The 17674-nt window shown below is 50.8% G+C and carries 24 protein-coding genes; 8 read left to right on the top strand and 16 right to left on the bottom strand.

Features of this window, described 5'->3' with window-relative positions; all coding sequences use genetic code 11:
- Positions 1 to 182 precede the first annotated feature (182 nt).
- From EX31_RS02410 to metQ, 3 genes are all read left to right on the top strand, one after another.
- Positions 183 to 518, top strand: a complete 336-nt coding sequence (locus EX31_RS02410) for a DMT family transporter (RefSeq protein WP_013577939.1) — start codon at positions 183 to 185, stop codon at positions 516 to 518.
- Positions 519 to 837: 319 nt separating this feature from the next.
- A complete protein-coding gene (locus EX31_RS02405) occupies positions 838 to 2049 on the top strand; it encodes an MFS transporter (protein WP_037033148.1) in 1212 nt (403 codons plus the stop codon).
- 195 nt (positions 2050 to 2244) lie between these two features.
- Positions 2245 to 3057 carry a methionine ABC transporter substrate-binding lipoprotein MetQ gene (metQ, locus tag EX31_RS02400; protein WP_037033147.1) on the top strand — a complete coding sequence of 271 codons (813 nt, stop codon included), beginning with the start codon at positions 2245 to 2247 and terminating at the stop codon, positions 3055 to 3057.
- Positions 3058 to 3128: 71 nt separating this feature from the next.
- On the opposite strand, the gene EX31_RS02395 is transcribed toward metQ, so the two are convergent.
- From EX31_RS02395 to EX31_RS02385, 3 genes are all read right to left on the bottom strand, one after another.
- Entirely contained in the window at positions 3129 to 3467 is a 339-nt protein-coding gene (locus tag EX31_RS02395; RefSeq protein WP_225444951.1) for a hypothetical protein, read from the bottom strand.
- A 155-nt stretch (positions 3468 to 3622) separates the two neighbouring features.
- The gene (locus EX31_RS02390) at positions 3623 to 3958 is read right to left on the bottom strand and encodes a nuclear transport factor 2 family protein (protein WP_014416585.1); all 336 of its coding nucleotides are present in this window, start codon (positions 3956 to 3958) and stop codon (positions 3623 to 3625) included.
- Between the two features lie 125 nt (positions 3959 to 4083).
- Positions 4084 to 4263 carry a YodC family protein gene (locus EX31_RS02385; protein WP_013577934.1) on the bottom strand — a complete coding sequence of 60 codons (180 nt, stop codon included), beginning with the start codon at positions 4261 to 4263 and terminating at the stop codon, positions 4084 to 4086.
- Positions 4264 to 4397: 134 nt separating this feature from the next.
- On the opposite strand from EX31_RS02385, the gene EX31_RS02380 reads away from it, so the two are divergent.
- On the top strand, positions 4398 to 4829 hold the full coding sequence (locus EX31_RS02380) for an OsmC family protein (RefSeq protein ID WP_014341684.1): 432 nt from the start codon (positions 4398 to 4400) through the stop codon (positions 4827 to 4829).
- Positions 4830 to 4891: 62 nt separating this feature from the next.
- On the opposite strand, the gene EX31_RS02375 is transcribed toward EX31_RS02380, so the two are convergent.
- The gene (locus EX31_RS02375; protein WP_037033146.1) at positions 4892 to 5239 is read right to left on the bottom strand and encodes a type II toxin-antitoxin system RelE/ParE family toxin; all 348 of its coding nucleotides are present in this window, start codon (positions 5237 to 5239) and stop codon (positions 4892 to 4894) included.
- A 40-nt stretch (positions 5240 to 5279) separates the two neighbouring features.
- Positions 5280 to 5510, bottom strand: a complete 231-nt coding sequence (locus EX31_RS02370) for a type II toxin-antitoxin system prevent-host-death family antitoxin (protein ID WP_013577931.1) — start codon at positions 5508 to 5510, stop codon at positions 5280 to 5282.
- Between the two features lie 224 nt (positions 5511 to 5734).
- Between EX31_RS02370 and EX31_RS02365 the strand changes: the two genes are divergently transcribed.
- On the top strand, positions 5735 to 5932 hold the full coding sequence (locus EX31_RS02365) for a hypothetical protein (protein ID WP_013577930.1): 198 nt from the start codon (positions 5735 to 5737) through the stop codon (positions 5930 to 5932).
- 158 nt (positions 5933 to 6090) lie between these two features.
- Here the strand turns inward: EX31_RS02365 and EX31_RS02360 are convergent, their stop codons facing one another.
- Positions 6091 to 6363 (bottom strand): ElaB/YgaM/YqjD family protein, encoded by a 273-nt coding sequence (locus tag EX31_RS02360; protein WP_051930980.1) that lies wholly within the window; start codon positions 6361 to 6363, stop codon positions 6091 to 6093.
- 82 nt (positions 6364 to 6445) lie between these two features.
- On the bottom strand, positions 6446 to 7045 hold the full coding sequence (tehB, locus tag EX31_RS02355; RefSeq protein WP_037033145.1) for a tellurite resistance methyltransferase TehB: 600 nt from the start codon (positions 7043 to 7045) through the stop codon (positions 6446 to 6448).
- A gap of 205 nt (positions 7046 to 7250) precedes the next feature.
- Between tehB and EX31_RS02350 the strand changes: the two genes are divergently transcribed.
- A complete protein-coding gene (locus EX31_RS02350; RefSeq protein WP_037033144.1) occupies positions 7251 to 8492 on the top strand; it encodes a diguanylate phosphodiesterase in 1242 nt (413 codons plus the stop codon).
- A gap of 110 nt (positions 8493 to 8602) precedes the next feature.
- Here the strand turns inward: EX31_RS02350 and EX31_RS02345 are convergent, their stop codons facing one another.
- The 6 genes from EX31_RS02345 to EX31_RS02320 all read right to left on the bottom strand — a co-directional run bounded on the left by EX31_RS02345 (position 8603) and on the right by EX31_RS02320 (position 11648).
- A complete protein-coding gene (locus tag EX31_RS02345; protein WP_014416580.1) occupies positions 8603 to 8860 on the bottom strand; it encodes a biofilm development regulator YmgB/AriR family protein in 258 nt (85 codons plus the stop codon).
- A 99-nt stretch (positions 8861 to 8959) separates the two neighbouring features.
- The gene (locus EX31_RS02340) at positions 8960 to 9295 is read right to left on the bottom strand and encodes a biofilm/acid-resistance regulator YmgB/AriR (RefSeq protein WP_223510022.1); all 336 of its coding nucleotides are present in this window, start codon (positions 9293 to 9295) and stop codon (positions 8960 to 8962) included.
- On the bottom strand, positions 9276 to 9569 hold the full coding sequence (locus tag EX31_RS02335) for a hypothetical protein (protein WP_013577924.1): 294 nt from the start codon (positions 9567 to 9569) through the stop codon (positions 9276 to 9278). Before EX31_RS02335 ends, EX31_RS02340 begins: the two co-directional genes overlap by 20 nt.
- 183 nt (positions 9570 to 9752) lie before the next feature.
- Positions 9753 to 9992, bottom strand: coding sequence for a regulatory protein YcgZ (gene ycgZ, locus EX31_RS02330; RefSeq protein ID WP_013577923.1), 240 nt, complete (start codon positions 9990 to 9992; stop codon positions 9753 to 9755).
- Between the two features lie 171 nt (positions 9993 to 10163).
- Positions 10164 to 10706 carry a GNAT family N-acetyltransferase gene (locus EX31_RS02325; RefSeq protein WP_037033143.1) on the bottom strand — a complete coding sequence of 181 codons (543 nt, stop codon included), beginning with the start codon at positions 10704 to 10706 and terminating at the stop codon, positions 10164 to 10166.
- Between the two features lie 27 nt (positions 10707 to 10733).
- On the bottom strand, positions 10734 to 11648 hold the full coding sequence (locus EX31_RS02320; protein WP_037033142.1) for a LysR family transcriptional regulator: 915 nt from the start codon (positions 11646 to 11648) through the stop codon (positions 10734 to 10736).
- Positions 11649 to 11762: 114 nt separating this feature from the next.
- Here EX31_RS02320 and EX31_RS02315 point away from each other — a divergent pair, with 114 nt between their 5' ends.
- Positions 11763 to 13151, top strand: coding sequence for an MFS transporter (locus EX31_RS02315; RefSeq protein ID WP_037033141.1), 1389 nt, complete (start codon positions 11763 to 11765; stop codon positions 13149 to 13151).
- Positions 13148 to 13537 (top strand): hypothetical protein, encoded by a 390-nt coding sequence (locus tag EX31_RS02310; RefSeq protein ID WP_037033140.1) that lies wholly within the window; start codon positions 13148 to 13150, stop codon positions 13535 to 13537. The genes EX31_RS02315 and EX31_RS02310 overlap by 4 nt, the downstream gene beginning before the upstream one ends.
- A 56-nt stretch (positions 13538 to 13593) precedes the next feature.
- Here the strand turns inward: EX31_RS02310 and EX31_RS02305 are convergent, their stop codons facing one another.
- Genes EX31_RS02305 through EX31_RS02295 form a run of 3 tightly spaced genes read right to left on the bottom strand, consistent with a single transcriptional unit; the run spans position 13594 to position 17421 of the window.
- A complete protein-coding gene (locus EX31_RS02305) occupies positions 13594 to 14865 on the bottom strand; it encodes a c-type cytochrome (protein WP_369794752.1) in 1272 nt (423 codons plus the stop codon).
- A gap of 15 nt (positions 14866 to 14880) precedes the next feature.
- A complete protein-coding gene (locus EX31_RS02300) occupies positions 14881 to 16650 on the bottom strand; it encodes a GMC family oxidoreductase (protein WP_037033138.1) in 1770 nt (589 codons plus the stop codon).
- Between the two features lie 45 nt (positions 16651 to 16695).
- A complete protein-coding gene (locus EX31_RS02295; protein WP_013577916.1) occupies positions 16696 to 17421 on the bottom strand; it encodes a gluconate 2-dehydrogenase subunit 3 family protein in 726 nt (241 codons plus the stop codon).
- Positions 17422 to 17674 lie beyond the last annotated feature (253 nt).

The raw sequence follows: 17674 nt of genomic DNA, 5'->3' as shown, positions 1-17674 counted from the left end.
GGAGAAGCACACCGGCGTTGTGACAGGGCACTGACATAATAATTTCCGGCCATTCGGAGTATTCGTACCCGGTTATTTTTATGACAACAGTAAAACCCGGCATGATTGCCGTTAAGACGGTTTAATGTAAGACTCTGTGGGGTAATGTTTTATTTTTATAAATCTCATATTGAGAAGGTCTTATGTTCAAAATATATCTCATCCTTGCTGTTTCTATCTGCGCTGAAACACTGGCGACGACCATGATGAAGGCGTCTGATGGATTCACCCGGTTAGTGCCGAGCGTCATTGTGGTCGTCGGTTATGCCATATCCTTTTATGGACTTTCTCAGGTCGTTAAAGTGATGAATATCGGTATCGCCTACGCTATCTGGGCAGGCATGGGGATTTTCCTTGTTTCGGCCATGTCATTCTTCATCTACAAACAGCGGCTTGATACTCCGGCGCTGATTGGCATGGGCTGCATCGCTGTTGGCATTATGATCATCCAGCTTTATTCTAAATCTGTGTCGCATTAACCCTGAAACGCCCTTTCCCCGTCACGTTATTCGCCGCCGCATCCGGCGGTCGATCTCTTTTTGTGCAATTTAGTTACAACATACTTATATGTGGAGTCATTTCCTGTCCGCGTTATCTGTATGTGCCTTTTCCGTTTGAACCTCCGCGCGCCTCTGCAGCCTGCATCGCAGGCGGAGACTGGCTTATCTGGCAGGTGCATAAGAAATACCCCGGCAGTCATTATGAAAAGGGCTTGACCCTGTGATGGTGATCACGTTTATTACGTTCAAATACTAAAACAACACCTCCGAAATAATTCACCTTGCTAAGGATCATAAAATGACTGAGTGCTCATCGCTGGACACCCGGCCAGAAACTTCTGCATTCCGCCGCTGGCTGGCGGTTTTCTCACTGGCCTGCGGCACCTTCGCGCTGGTTAATACCGAATTTCTGCCGATCGGTTTACTGTCGCCCATCGCGCAATCTCTGGGTGTCACTGAAGGGCATGCCGGTCTGGCGGTGATGTTGCCCGGTTTAGTTGCCGCGATTTCTGCGCCACTGATCATGCTGTTTGCCCGAAAAATGGATCGCCGCACCTTATTATTATTGCTCTCCGCGACGGTGATCGTGGCCAACGGTATCGCCGTGATGGCGCAGTCATTCAACATTCTGCTGATCGGACGCATAATTCTGGGCATCGGTGTCGGTGGTTTCTGGTCATTTGCTGTTCCTTCCGGGCGGCGGCTGGTGTCAGAGGAGCAGGGCGCCCGGGCCATTTCGCTGATCACTGCGGGCGTGGCGGTCGGCACGGTCGCAGGTGTCCCGGCGGGCGCCTTTATCGGGGATCTGTTCGGCTGGCGCATGGCATTTATGCTTAACGCCGTGCTGGCGCTGGCGTTTTTCGTGCTGCAATGGCTGGCGCTGCCTTCGCTGCCGGCACAACACTCTATCGGCCTGCGTGCGATGCTCAGCGTCACGAAAGTCGCGGGGATCCGCTACGCGCTGATCATCGGCGTATTTATGGCAGGCGGTCATTTCGCGGCATATACCTACCTCGAGCCGTGGCTGCGGTTTAGCCTGCATCTTTCAGCCAGCAATATTTCTTTGTTACTGATGGGCTACGGTGTAGCGGGGTTATTAGGCACGCTTACCACGGAAATTACTGTCCGTGAGCTCGGTGTAAAGAAAGCGTTTATGCTCAATATGCTGCTGCTCAGCGCCTCGGTGCTGGTGTTGTCGCTGTTCCCGGTGCCGCTGGCGCTGGCCTGTGCACTGGTGATCCTCTGGGGACTGGCGTTTGGTGCGTTGCCGGTGTGTCTGAATATCTGGACGTATCAGGCGTCGCCTGCGTTGTTTGAAACCGGCTCGGCGTTGCTGGTGTGTGTCTTCCAGACGTCGCTGGCGCTGGGCGCATTGTTTGGCGGGATCCTCGCTGACAGCGCGGGCGTCAGCAGTGCCTTCCTGCTCGGCGGTGTGCTGACATTGCTGGCGGGCATCACCATTTTCCTGTCCCGCCCGCAACCTGCGGTATTACACGCAGCGGGCAAATGATCGGTTTACGATCAGGAAATCTTTCCACATAAGAAAATCCTCCTGCCGAAACCTGCGTACAGCGGGTTCCGGCAGCATTCCCGCTCTAGGTTATTTCTTTTTCGTATTTGCGCATCCCGACAGGCTTTGAAACACTGAGATCTTCAGCGATGCTGTTTCAACCTTTTAATTATTCACGGAAAGAGTAAAACCGTTATGCGCATAACACTAAAATTTTCAGTTCTGGCATTATCTCTGGTGGGCGCACTGGCGCTGAGTGCCTGTGATCAAAAATCGCAGGAAAACCACATTAAAGTGGGTATCAGCGCGGGTATCGATCAGCAGATGTGGGAAACCATCAAAAAGACTGCTAAAGACAAATATAACCTTGATGTGGAAGTCGTGACCTTCAACGATTTCGTGTTGCCAAACTCGGCGCTGAGCAGCGGCGACATTGATGTAAACTCGTTCCAGCACCGTCCCTATCTGGATAAGCAGATCAAAGAGCGCGGCTACAAGCTGGTGGAAGTGGGGAAAACCTTCGTCTATCCGATTGCAGGATACTCCCGCAAGATAAAATCCATTGATCAGCTCAGTGATAACGCGCAGGTTGCGGTGCCTAATGACCCGACTAACCTTGGCCGTTCGCTGTTATTGCTGCAAAAAGAAGGGTTGATCAAACTGAAAGAGGGCGTAGGTTTGCTGCCGACGTCTCTGGATATCATTGAAAATCCAAAGCATCTCAAAATTGTTGAGATCGAAGCGCCGCAACTGACACGCGCCATTGATGACGACAAAATTGAACTGGCGATCATCAATACCACTTATTCAGGACAGGTCGGGCTGACGCCGGGCAAAAATGGCCTGTTTGTCGAAGATAAAGATTCACCTTACGTGAATATCATCGTGGCACGTGAAGATAACAAAGACAGCCAGGCCGTAAAGGAACTGGTTGAGGCTTATCAGACGGATGCCACAGTGAAAGCGGCGGACGCTATCTATCACGGGGATGCGGTGAAAGGCTGGTAATGCGGGCAGGATGGTAGAGTAATCATTGAATCCTGAGATTATAAAATCCCAGGATTCAATGTCTGATTCTGTTAGATATCGTTGAGCATCTGAGAACGCTGATTCATGTTATTGAACACGGCGCTTTTAACTCGGGCACAGATAAGTGTCTGCTTATCTTTTAATTCAAGCGCAAACATTTCTTTGGAGTCTTTGTTAATCAGCGAAGCATTGGTTTTATAAACTGCATATGCGTCGTTGAGCTGACTAAATTGTTGCTTATAAACATTGAAAGCTTGTTTATCCAGCGTCTGAAGTGCCCTGAACTCACTGTAGCAACGGGTATTCAGTGCTGACTGATCCTGCTCAGTGTTTTTAACTGTTGGCTGCGCGCATCCGCTTAAAAATGCGGCGGCAACAAACACAGACATCCACGCAAAAGGCTTATTCATTATGGCCGGTCCCTTGATCAGATTATTCTCAGTAATTTCCGACCACTATATTCAGAATTTTACATAATTGGAAATTATGATTGAGGATATCCATCCGCAACCAATGAATACTTCCAGTCACAAAAAATGCATGATTATTCAAAATAGAACCAGGCTGTCTTAATCAGCCCGTTTTCGACTTCAAACACGGCAATGCTGTTGACGGGGGTCTCATAAATTCCGTAGATCATTTCATGGTCAAATACTTTATTGCCCAGCACGGTTCGTGAGATCAGCTCAGCACGTAATGCGCTGTTGTTGAACCGGTGGTTTTTATAGAACGTTCTGAGTGCGTCTTTCCCCTCTAAGGAAGGCAGCATATTGGGCATGCGATAGGCGGTAAAGTCTTCGCTGTAGCAGGCGGAAAAGGCATCGAGATCGTGGTGGTTATAGGCCTGAAACTGTTTCTCTACCGGAATGCTGGCGTCCATGTATCATTGTTCTCGTGAATTATTATTTAATAATATCGAATATTAATTCATGTTTTGCTTTTTGGCAATCTGGCGAAAACAAAAAGGCCGCCGTGGCAGCCTTGAGGGATAAATTGATGGAGTGATCAGCACACGCCAAAATCGCCGTCTTCGTGATACAGATCCACGGTGTCCGCTTTTACTTCAATTTCAGTGGCAGAAAAGTCGTCCGTACGCGAGCACCACAGCGTGTCGCCTTCAACACGACGGACGATCATTTTCGGGCCGCCGGTTTTGGACTGAACAACATCTTGCGGTTTAAACATGCTTTATTCCTCGGTTATCTATTTTGTTGTGATTTATGGAAAAGTTACCCGCAGACCGCATAGCCCGGCCATCCTCGCGGATCACCGATCAGAAGCTATACTTAACGTTAATGTAATGCAAACCGGAGGAAAATATGACCATTCATAAGAAAGGACAGGCACACTGGGAAGGCGATATTAAACACGGTAAAGGTTACATCTCTTCTGAAAGCGGTGCCCTGAAGGAACAACCCTATGGATTCAACACCCGCTTTGAAGGTAAGCCAGGCACTAACCCGGAAGAACTGATTGGCGCGGCGCACTCAGCCTGCTTCTCCATGGCGCTCTCGCTGATGCTCGGCGAAGCGGGGCACACGCCGGAAAGCATCGATACTGTCGCAGATGTTTCACTCGATAAAGTGGATGGCGGCTTTGCGATCACCAAAATCGCGCTCGACAGCAAAGTGAAGTTGCCAGGCATTGATAAAGATAAATTCGATGAAATCATCCAAAAAGCAAAAGCTGGCTGCCCGGTTTCTCAGGTTCTGAAAGCCGAGATTACGCTGACGTACCAGCTGGAAAACTGATGATTTAACAGAGGATGACGCGCTGAAAAAAGCCACGCGATGTTTGCGTGGCTTTTGCGTTGTTAGCCCATGATCAGCTTTTTAAACAGCAGCGCCTGAACATTTTGTCGCTGCGAAAGCAGCACATAAACAGAGATCAAATTTGCCGGTTCATCATAGGTATATATGATGCGATAACCGCTCAACGTATTGCATTCTCGATACTTGATAATCCCCAGCGCTGCAAGATCAGGTGAAACCGGGCAGGACAAAGGAAATACTTTCACTTTTGTTTCAAACTCATCTAATACAGCGTTGATGATCTTTAAAGGGTCGTTTCCCTGTGAGGTCTGGAACGAAGCGATTTCATCAATGGATAGCTTTACAGTTTGCAGGTACTCAATCGTAATTTTACTTTTCGTGGCAGACATAAATTGATCCCAATAATGAGCCGATGAGATGAGTGACTCATCAGTAGAGATCTGCTAACAACTGTTCCCTCGTCAATGTCCGGCCTTCAGCTTTATCATTTTCTGCCAGTGTCAGCAGCTTGAGTAAAGCGATGGTTTCATCCCTTTTTTGCCTGTCTTCATAGGATTCAATCACATAAGCCGGTTCACCATTCTGAGTGACCAGTATAGGTTGTGATAAATCAAGCGCAGCGGCATGCTTCTTCACGAAGCTGATGGTCTGTATTTGCATGTTTTACTGCTCCTGTCGAGGCTTCGGTCTAAATATAGGTCTTTTACAGACTGCTGACAAGGCGGAATTTCTCCGCCTCAGGCTATGCCAGCCGGATGCTGGATACCCTTAACCCTGATAGAAAAATGCGATCCCGGCTGTGCCCGAATTCTGACAAATGGCATTACATCAGCTATAGATACTGAGCGTTATCTGAAAAATTCGAATAATTTACCGGGGTCATCATGAAGGACGAAAGCGAAAAGACAGGCCTGATCGGGCTGGCCATTGGTGCGGCTGTTATGGGGTTAATTTCCAGCGGAACGATTATTAACCGGGAGAGCATCATTGATGAACTGCGGCGGCTCGGGCGTAAAAAAGGGGACGGTGTGGAAGATGAAATTTTCGTGAAAGCCGCTCAGCTGGTCGGTAAAGGGCAATGATTCACGCAAGCTGGCGAAAAAATACCCGTCAGGGGAGACGGGTATTGGATTTGCTACAAGGGGAATGTCTGAATAATCTGTAGATTGCTACAGAAGACAAGATCATACCCTCTTTTTGTGAATAATTTGTGTAGGAGAAATCTGTTTCTCCCGGACGGTTATTTGCGGCCTAAAAGTAGCCCCAGAACCACGCCAATCGCACCGGCAGCAATCAATCCCGACAGCGGATTTTCTTTGATTTTATCCGCCACGTCAGAAACTGCTTCACTCGCCTGCGCGGAGTATTTGCGTGCAGCACCTTTAAGCTGATGTTTCGGAGAGTCAACAAAATCTCCAAATTGCTTTTGCGCTTCACCGGCAAACTGGTTAACCGTGTTTTCTACTTTATCTTCCACACGGTTAGGATCTTTATCAAAGTCTTGTGATGACATATCGTGCTCCTTTTTGGGTGGAATTTAAGTTTAGTCGAAAAGCCAGGGTATGCAGGGTTTGCCTGCGAAGGACTGATGGATATCAGATTTTTCTTGCCAGCAGCGTCGCAAACCGCAACTTGTAACGGTCTCCGTTTTCGTCGCGTTTATGCAGTTCGCCGACATCTTCGTTGTATTTCACGATTTCCCAGCCGCGATAATAATCACGCAGTTCTGACGGCTTGAAGGTGAACGGGAAGGGCAGCGGGCACGGATAATCCGGGCTGTCCATGGCGGCAACAATCAGGTTATAACCGCCCGTGTTGGTGGCCGCATGCATGTCTTCAATAATGTGCGGGATGCTGTCGCGTTGCAGAAACATCATGACCACGGTGGAAAAGATAAAATCATATTCACCGCTGAAACGGTGCGTGTTCAGATCAGCTTCGCTGATATTGATGTTATTCAGTGATTCCGCCGCGATAATATCATTCACTTTTGCGACGCTTATGGCGTTGTTATCCCAGCCCGTCACCTCAAACCCTTTCAGGTTAAGATACAGCGAGTTACGCCCGCTGCCACAGCCTAAATCCAGTGCTTTACCCGGCCGGACATGCTGTGCGGCGTTGATGATTTCTGAGTGGGTACGGGTCAGGCCGTATTTTTCGCTGTAAAAATCTTCTGCTGCGGGTTGTTGAGTCATGCCCTGTTTCCTGTAAATGAAGAGAATGTCAGCGATTATCCTCCAAAATGGCAACCGCGCCATTACTCTTAATGGTCACAGGCCTGAGCATCACGGCATTTTTTCACCACAATATGTTAGCGAAGATAATCAATTGAGATTTTTCCGTAAATAAAATTTCTGTTATCGTGGGGTTCATAACTGAAGCCTGCCCTGGAATTTCTTAATGCTTTTAACCCTCGTCTACCGCAGCCACATCAGTGACTCTGTCCTGCCTGCTTCTCTGGAAGAGATGGTGTCGCGAGCCAACATCGGGAATGAACGCAACAGTATTACCGGTATTCTGCTTTTTGACGGAATGCACTTTTTCCAGTTGCTGGAAGGGCCGGAAGAGGCCGTCGATGCTGTTTATAATACGATTTGCAGCGATCAGCGGCATAATAATGTCGTTGTTCTCATGCGTGATTACGCGCCGTCGCGCCGCTTCGGTAATGTGGGGATGGAACTTTTTGACCTCAGGCACCATCACGAAGATGTTGTCCTTCAGGCCGTGCTGGATAAGGGGACGTCCAAATACCGGCTGACCTATGAAGACCGCGCGCTTCAATTTTTGTGCACCTTTGTACAGGCTCGTGAAAAGGAAAATTATCTCGAAATTCTTCCGGCGGATTCCTGGTCTTTTATCGCCGATGAGTCACTGAAACCTGAAGCAGGATTTATCTTTCCCGAGATGAAGGATTACAGCTTTACGTATCAGCCCATTGTTGATCCACTGAGTCGCGAGATTACCTCTTACGAAGCCCGTCTGTGCGGTCCAGGTGGCGGTTCTCCGATGGAGTACTTTTCTGCGCTTTCCAGAACAACCATTTATGAAGCTGACCTGAAAACCAAAAAGCTGGCTTTTGCACTGGCACAGAAGATGGGGATCAGCGACAAAACGCTGACAATCAAACTTTTGCCTATGACGTTAGTCCGGGTACCTGATGCTATCGGATTTTTAGTTCATGAGATTACTGCTCATGGTCTGGTTCCGGAGCAGATTGTCGTGGCAATTACCGAGAACGGCGTCGTGACACGCGAAGATGATTTCGTTACAGCGCTGCAACAGCTTAAAGCCTCAGGAATGCGACTGGCGATTGATGATTTCGGCGCAGGATCAGCGGGATTGTTGTTGCTGACTCAATGCCAGCCGGAAAAGATTATGATTGACCGCAATATGATTTGTGACATTCATACCAGCGGACCCAAGCAGGCCATTGTTCAGGCCATTATCAGGTTTTGCTCTTCTTTGGAAATATCGGTTATCGCGACGGGTGTTGAAAAAGCAGAAGAATGGATGTGGCTCGATGCGGCAGGGGTGTGTAATTTCCAGGGCTCACTGTTTGCTTCACCAAGGCTAAATGGAGCACCGGTTGTCGCGTGGCCGGAAGTTAAGCAGGAATATCTGTTAACAAACCGAAATCTTTAAATATCAAAAGGCCGATAAAAGATTTCAGTAAGATTAAATGAATCCGCCGGAAAAATATAAAATATTTGTCCGGCGGATTCGCAAAGTCTTAACGCTACGCAGGTGATATATTATACGACATCATCATCAGGAGTGCGGTATACGACGTATTCAAGTGCCTCTAAGTATACATCCTGTTTACCCGAATCACTTTCCTGCTCAATTTTTTGAATCAGGTAAAGAATAATATCTTTGTGGGTTACCCGTTCTTTCCGATTTTTTAAATTATTATAAATACGGATGACAGTTTCATTTCCGACCAGAAGTTCCGGGTCTTCTGTCAGAATATAATCAGCTAATTTGACATGAGTATAAGACACATCTTGCATTTTGATACCCTCCGCACTTGCTGTTTATGAGTGAAGGCACGTTCACTTTTCAAAAATGAACGTGAAATTATTAAATATAATAAATCTAATCAGCCGGGATCAGACGCCGGAATTTTCGGGTGTCATACCCACAACCATTTCCAGTGCACTACGCAGAATATCCAACTGCACCACATCGGATGTGCATTCAAGCTGTGTAATCAGGTGCAATATAATGGCTTTATTTGTCACTTTGCCTTGTTCGGCCAGAATGACGCGAATAGCGGCACCCAACACTTCGGTTTCACTCAAAAACAGTTCGCCCGCATTGTTGAAATAGTTATAAACATCTGAGTGATAAACAGAATCTGTCATCGTCTGGGATGGGTTTGAATTCATCGCATCGCCCTGATTTAGCGAATGATTCTTTGATGAATCAATGTCTTTTCTTGTCATCGGACGGCCCTTCAGCATTGAAAAAGTGTCGTACATTATCGACATCCCGCACTTCATAGGTAATTCGCGCACGTTTATCAGCCAGATCATGGCGGATCTCATTAATAATCCGCTCGCAGGCACTTTTTCGATTTATGTTGTCAGCACTTGCAGCCATAAACTGTAATTGTGCAATGAGTCTGTCAGTTGATATCGGGTTCTTCGATTTAAGCAAGGAAATTACGGCCTCACCTATCAGCTTATCAGTCAGTCTTTCTTCATTACTTCTGTACATATTAGCAGCCTCTGAATATATGCCGGCCAAAGTTCTTGGGCAGATTAGCTTCAGGTTCAGAGTTAGTACTTTACGCCTGAGGGCATAAAATTTGGTAGGCTGTGAATTAATCAAGCCCGCATAATATGTCGAACTGAAATGCTATGAAGCCAATCTTTGCACTATGATCTTAATCAGGGTGGATCATGAATCTCGTTCAAGTACCAGACGGATAAGCTTCATATAATGCTTTTCCTCTTCTTCACTTCCAGCCGCTTCAACACGATTTAAAAGTTTTGAACATAAAGCTTTGCGATTGAGGTTCTTTCCTGCCTCAAGAATTTCAACAACAACGCGCCCCATTGTTTCCTCTTCAGAAAAGACCTGACTGTATAAGGAATGAGACGTGTCCGGGGCCATTCCGTTGTGCCTGTTCTGACGCATAATTAACCCTTATGTTAATAGATGTGTGAGTAATGATTGCCTGTGTGACTATAAAGTTATACAAGATATGGGAAGTTGTACAGGTATTTTTAGAAAAAAGAAGCCAGCAATACCTGAGACTCAGAATTTTCCGATCTCAGGCCGGGGACGATCGCCCAAGGTGGTTTTATGTCAGCTGAACGATGGGCCGCTGACCGTGCGCGGGTTGGTCTGCCGGTAAAGGTAACTGCCCGTGCCATGGAGCGGATCGCCCTCAAAACCCACTTTCTGCATGCCGATTTTTTCCAGAACGCGCTGTGAAGCCAGATGATTTTCACGTACGGTAGCCGAAATTCGCGGTATGCCCAGTTTCTCAAAACCGGTGCTGAGCGCTGTGCTGGCAAACTCCGTTGCCAGTCCTTTTCCCCACGCTGTTGTCGCAAAGCGATAGCCAATAAACACACGGTGATTTTCGTAGCCTTCACGGATACCCAGCCCGCCGAAACCGATAATCTGATCCGGTTGATGATTGTGCGCAATGGCCCAGTGCCCGTAACCATTATCCGGCCATTCCCTCAGCCAGCCGTTCAGTTTTTCCTGTGCTGCCGCGATGTCCGGCAATGGCCCGCGCGGGTTAAAAAGATTGGTTTGCGGATCGCCGTAAATAGCAAATAACGTGTGAATATCCTCAGCCGTAACAGGCCGGAGCAGCAACCGTGATGTCTCTATGATCATAATGAATGTTTCCTCCCGTGAGCTGAGTTAAATCTTAGCTTGGGCGGGGAACTCCGCCAGCCGGCTTTGCAGAAAATCAATAAAGCTTCGCACCTTTTCAGGTACGTGACGGGTGTTAGGATACAGCGCGAAAATGCCCTGTGGCGGAAAACGGTGACCGGGCAGCACATGGCATAAACGCTGTGCGTCGATTTCCGGCTGCACCAGCCAGTCCGGCAACAGGACGACGCCTGCGCCTGCCAGCGCAAAGGCTAACAACGCCGAGGCGCTGTCGGCCACAATGGCGGGCGGCGTCGTCACGCGAAACGGGTTTTGCTTTCCCTGAGCATCAGTGACCGGCCAGCTCATAGGTAACGGCAGACGGCTGTGAGCGATCCACCGGCTTGCGGCCAACTGGTCCGGCGTACTGATGTTTCCGTGTTCGCGCAAAAAGGCCGGAGATGCCACCGGCAGTATACCGAAACGCCCGAGTGCGGCGGCGTGATGACTAGAATCAGTCAACTGGCCGAGACGGATCGCCAGATCAAAACGTCCGGCGATCAGGTCGTCGTGATGTGAAGAGGCGACGTGCTGAATGCGCAGTTGCGGATGCAGTGCAGAAAACGCCGCCAGCGCCGGAACCACCACGCGCGCGCCGTATTCCGGGGTACTGGTGATCCGCAACTGACCGCTCAGGCCAGCATGATCACGACGCACGTCGTCGAGCACCGCTTCGGCTTCCTGCAATAAATCCTGACAGCGTTGATAAAAGCGTTCGCCTGATTCCGTCAGTGCCAGCCGCCGGGTACTTCGGGTCAGCAGTGCGACGCCAGTTTCACTTTCCAGTTGCTTCACATTAAAACTCACTACCGCTTTGGTGAGCCCGAGGGAGACTGCTCCGCCGGTGAAACTGCCTGCGTTAACCACCGCGACGAAAATCTCCAGCCGCTGTAAATTCAGCATCCTGTGCGTCCTTACTGTCAAAATAATTTTGACAGTGTAACTGCACCGCGTCCGTTTATCCGTAAGAACTTCTCCGTTACATTGCCCGCCTTTACCCATTGTGGATACGTAAGAATGAGTCACAGGGCGCGGGTTGCCGCAGTGTATTTGCTCGGTTTTTTCGTTGATCTGATCAACATGTTTATCGCCAATGTGGCGTATCCCGGCATCGCACGGGAATTTCAGGCACCGGTCAGCGCGCTGGCGTGGGTCAGTACCGGATATATTCTGGGGCTGACACTGGTTATTCCGCTCAGCCGCTGGCTGGCGGGGCGTTTCGGTGCGCGGCGGGTGTTTATCCTCTCGCTGACGATTTTTATGCTTGCCTCACTCGCTGCAGCGGCCGCCGCAAGCCTGACCACGCTGATTGGCTGGCGGGTTTTGCAGGGGCTTGGCGGCGGATTGCTGATCCCGCTCGGGCAGACGCTGACTTATGCACTGTACCGCAGCCATGAACGCGCCCGGCTGTCTGCGGTGATCATGCTGGTCGGGCTGCTGGCACCGGCGCTGTCTCCGGCTCTCGGCGGCATTATCGTGGACAGTTTTAGCTGGCGCTGGGTGTTTATTGCCAGCCTGCCGCTGTCGTCGCTGGCCTGGGTTCTGGCACTGTGCTGGCTGCCGCAAACGCCACGTGAACCGGCAGGGAGGTTCGATCTGAAAGGATTTGCGCTGCTGAATGGCGGGCTGGCGCTGGTGCTATGGGGGTTGACGTCTCTGGGCGAAAACAGTGAATGGCTGAGCGGCAGTGCATTATTCGTGGCCGGTGCAGGGCTGATGACGATGTTTGTACGGGCATCGCGAAAACACCCTGAGCCGCTGCTGGATCTGACGCTGATAAAAGATCCGTTATTGCGCACCGGCATGCTGATTTATCAGTGTATTCCCGGCGTGTTTACCGGCGTCAGCCTGATTGCCATGCTGTATCTGCAGAATGAACACCACTTCTCGGCGGCGCAGTCGGGCGGGCTGATGTTGCCGTGGTCGCTGGCGTCATTTGCTGCCATCAGTTTTACCGGCAAAATGTTTAACCGGCTCGGGCCGCGGGCGTTATTTATTCCGGGCTGTCTGATTCAGGGCGCGGGTATTGGTTTGCTGGCGCTGCTCAGTGTGTTTCCTGCAGCGCCGTGGCTGGCAATCGCGGCGTTTACGTTAATGGGGGCGGGCAGCAGTCTGTGCAGCAGCACGGCGCAAAGCGCTGCGTTTTTACATATCCGTACTGAACAACTGGCTGACGCCAGCGCCCTGTGGAACATCAACCGCCAGCTGAGTTTTTGTCTTGGCGTGACGCTGGTCAGCGTGATGCTGAGTGCCTGGCAGCTTTCTGTTCCGGCATTCGCCTATCCGCTGAGTTTCACCGTTGCGGCGTCCAGCGTCATTATTCCCATCATGTTGTGTCTGCGGTTACCGGGGCACGCCATTATTCAGGAACGGCTTCTACAGGAACACCAACAGGAAAAGTTATGAATCGTTTTGTGAAAGAAGTGTTTGATGCGCATGGGTTAATTCAGCGCTGGTTTTCAGACTCCGCTGCACCTGGGCAGGTTTGTGATGAACTGCTGGCGCGGTTTAGTCCGGCCTATTCGATGGTAACGATCACCGGCCACCGGCTGGATCATCCGGCATTGTGTGCTTTTTTCGGGGCGCAGCGGGGCACGAAAAGCGGGCTGAAGATTGAGGTTGAAAAGCCGGTGGTGATTGCTGAAAGTGAAAAAGGCGCGGTAGTCGCGTATCAGGAACGCCAGCAGTTGCCCGGCCAGCCGGAAACACTGCGTTATTCGACGGTGTTATTTGTGGTGGATGCAGAAGGGAAAATTCTGTGGCGTCATTTGCATGAAACGCCCGCTGCCTGATCGCCTGTAAAAAAACGGCCTTCCGTGAGGAAAGCCGTTTGAGCCTGCAAAAGTGATTACTTCGTCAGGGTTTTTCTGACTTCGCTGACGTCTTTCGCCGTCACTGCCGGTGCGTTGTTGCCCCAACCCTGACGGATAAAGGTCGACAATTGCGCCGCTTCTTCGTCCGTCAGACGGCTGGCAAAGCCCGGCATCACCAGCGTGGACGGTGCACGTGCCGTTGACGGTTGCTGCGCGCCCGCCAGAATGGTGTGGATCAGCCCGGTCGGATCTTTCGCGTTCACAATCGTTGCCTGATCCAGTTGCGGGAAAACGCCCGGTGCGCCTTTGCCGGTGACAAAGTGACAGGCGCCGCAGTTATCCAGATACAAACGCTCGCCTTCGCTGAGGTTTTTCGCCGCCGTCAGTCTGGCTTCGGTCGCGCTGGCTTTTTGCGTGTTCTCTGCCGGAACCGGCGGGTTACCGCCCAGGAACTTGATGTAGGCCGCGATGGCTTTGAGGTCGTCATCGGTCATGTGTGCGGTACTGTTTTCCACCACAGACGTCATTTCGCCGCCAACTGCTGCTTTGTCATTACGCCCTTTGCCCAGATAGTCGACAATTTCCTGCTCGTTCCAGTGCGCGACGCCGCGCAGGGAAGGCACATCCCAGTTATTCAGACTGCCGCCTGCCAGGAAATCAGAGTCGCTGCTGTCCAGTGCCTTTTCATTCATGCCGAAACCGCGTGGGGTATGGCAACTGCCACAGTGCCCGAGACTTTCCACCAGATACGCGCCACGGTTCACCTGCGCGGAAGCGCCGCCGATGGGCTGGAAAGGTTTGTCAGACGCGAACGCCCAGTTCCAGAAACGCATGCCCCAGCGCTGGCTGAACGGGAAACTCAGATCGGTTTCAGGCGGTTGTTCTGCGCTCGGTTTTACGCCCTGCATAAAGTAAACGTAGAGCGCGTGCATATCCTGATCGTTGATTTTAGCGTAATCAGGGTAAGGCATTGCCGGATACAAACGGGTGCCGTCCGGCAGAACGCCTTTGCGCACGGCATCCGAGAATTGTGCTTCGCTATAACCGCCAATACCGTGGTCTCTATCCGGTGTAATGTTGGTGGAATAAATGGTGCCCAGATTGGAGTTGATCGCCAGCCCGCCGGAAAACGCCGGTTTGCCCGCCACCGTATGACAGGCACCGCAGTCGCCCAGACGCGCCACATATTCGCCCTGTTTGATCAGCGCTGCGTTGTCGGGTTGTGTATTGGTATCCGCCTGCGCATTCGCCATAAAACCCGCACCCAGCAGCAAGGCGTTAGCGATAAATAAACTTTTGAGTTTCATCCTGTTCATCTCCGCTTATGCCTGAACCAGTGGACCAGGGTTTTTCAGGTACTGATCTTTAATCGCCTGCGCCGCCATCAGGGTGATCGCACCAATGGTATCCGTCGGGTTAGCCTGGAAGTTTTGCGGGAAAGCGTTACCGCCCGGCACAAACACGTTATGCACATCCCAGCTTTGCAGGAACTTGTTCAGCGCCGAGGTTTGCGGGTTATCGCCCATCACCGCGCCGCCCACGTTGTGGGTAGAGACGTATTTGGTCAGGTCAAAATGCGCGTCCATCGGCAGGAAGCTTTCGCTGTAACTGTCCGGGTTCAGCTCTTTGGTGATATTGCCCACGATGCCTTTCAGGTATTGCTGCAATTTGAGTTCGTTCTGTTTCCAGTCGAAAGTCATGCGCAGCAGCGGATAGCCATATTCATCTTTGTAATTCGGATCCAGATCCAGATAAATGTCGCGATAAGACTGGCAGGTGGTGGTGATACTGATTTTCATCGAGTGGCCGTACCATTCTTCCATGCCTTCTTTCCAGCCGGTGCCCCACGCAGGCGTGCCTTTTGGCAGCGAGGTGCTGATTGGCGTACCGGTGGCCTGCGAACTGTGAATTTTCGCGCCGCCGATAAAGCCAAGGGAAGGGCCGTCGAAGTTGCCCGGAGAGATATCGTTGAACATCTGGCCGGTGGCGCCTGCGGTGGCGAACGGGTTGAAGTTTTTGTCTTTGAAGAACAGCGTCGAACCGCCGTTACTCAGGAACGCATAGTTGCGGCCAATCACGCCTTCTTCGGTGATCGGATTGTAAGGCTTGCCGATCCCGGACAGCAGCATCAGCCGCACGTTGCAGAACTGGAAGCTGCTCAGTACCACGATTTTCGCTGGCTGGAAGCACTCGTTGCCGTCTGCATCCATGTAGATCACGCCTTTGGCGGTTTTCTTATCATCATGCAGTTCGACTTTCAGCACATTGGCATGCACTTCATAAGAGAAGTTATCCATGCGTTTCAGCGCGTCCATCACCGCCGTTTGCGGCGACGCTTTCGAGTAGTTCAGGCACGGGTATTTACTGCAATAACCGCAGTAGTTACACGGCGCGATCTGGTTGCCGTACGGGTTAGTCCAGGCGCGGGACACGCAGGCTGACGGGTTCGGGAACGGGTGGTAGCCCATTTTTTTGGTGACTTCAGCAAACATGCTGCTGTTGAGCGTGTCTTCCAGCGCAGGCAGCGGATACGGCTCGGAACGTGGCCCTTCGAACGGATCCCCGCCTTCCATAATCTGACCGCGCAGGTTGCCGGTTTTGCCGGACTGACCGCAGATATGCTCAAACTTAGTGTAATACGGCTCAATTTCATCCCAGGAGAAAGGGAAATCCATGATCCGCATGTCTTCCTGCAAGATGCCTGGTTTGTAGGCTTCGTCAGCGTAAGTTTTGAGTTTTAAATCGGTCGGCGTCGGGCGAATCAATACCGCCGTCCAGTGCAGACCGGAACCCCCCACGCCGGTACCCGGCGCGAATGCACCCCATTTACGGGTTGGCAGGGCGGTTTCGCTCATGTTGTAACGCACGGTGACAGCGGCTTCAGCCGGCGTCGCCATGACTTTATTGCGTACCGCGTAGGCATATTCGTCCGCCGGTTTCGGGTAAGCAAATTCTTCGTAGCCGCGATCGCCGCCACGTTCGAGCGCACGAACGGTCAGGCCCGCCATCGCCAGCTCGATACTCATCAGCGAGCCAGCCCAGCCGAGGCCGACAACAACGACGTCGACTTCTGGTTTAGTTACTTTTGCCATCTTTAATCCTGTCAGTCATCAGAAAACGGTAATAGGGCGAGGCACTCAGGCACGCGCGCCCTGCAGGCTCACAGGCCCCAGCGGATACGGGACATTGTGCTGCTTAACCCACTCGGTGAAACTGGCGCGAGCGCCGGGGAAGCCGATGGCAATCCACGCCTTCATCCCTTTGTTCCCGCCGTAGATCGGGTCTGCCAGATAGCCGTGTTTGGTGTCTGAAAGCAGTTCGCTGAAGAATTGCGAGGCGACAAGATTTTCTTCGCCCGCATCGGCAAATTTGATGCCGTTTTTCTGCAACTGCGTCAGCACATTGTCTTTGTCCTGATCGGCCAGTTCATGGAAGGCTTTCTGATGATTTTGCTGACACCAGGCGTTCGCAATACGAATGCCGGTTTTGTAGATTTGCTGCGGACGGAACGGGATCTGATACCCCATCGTCGCCGGAGCATGCACGTTGAACGGGCCCTGCATATAGATTTCTTCGCCGAAATCGCCGTGCATTTGCTGATCGATAAAAATCGGCACATTGGTTTCGAGTGCGCCCGGTGCTTTGCCTTTGCCACCCGCAGGGATCAGACGGTCAGCGGCGGCCATAATAAACTGCCACTCATCGGCGCTGAAAAATATCGGTTTATATTCGAGTAAATCCGGGGCAGCCATTTCTGCAGCTTGTGCCGCTGACAGCCCTTTCATCATGATGGTCCCGACAGGCAAAGCCATCAGCGACCCAAGTAAAAACTTGCGACGGGTTGTTTTTTTTTGAAGGAGCATAGAATTACGACTCTCACATGCCTGATGTTAAGTTTGGGTTAATTATTATTATTTTTTGGGTACAAATCGATAATATCACCGCTACATCTAAAATAAATGAATAAATTCCCCATGAACTATAAGGCGGGAAATGCATTAAGGAATTTCACAGGTTTAATTTGATTTAAAGCCTCATTAAATCAATGAGATATTGGTTTTTTTATTGTGAATGGATAAGGGGGAAATAGCATTGTTTATCAAAGTATTCTTCATG

The organism is Rahnella sp. WP5 (genome assembly GCF_000745615.1).
GTDB classification, from domain to species: Bacteria; Pseudomonadota; Gammaproteobacteria; order Enterobacterales; family Enterobacteriaceae; genus Rahnella; species Rahnella aceris.
This window is presented reverse-complemented; position numbering and strand designations above follow the sequence as displayed.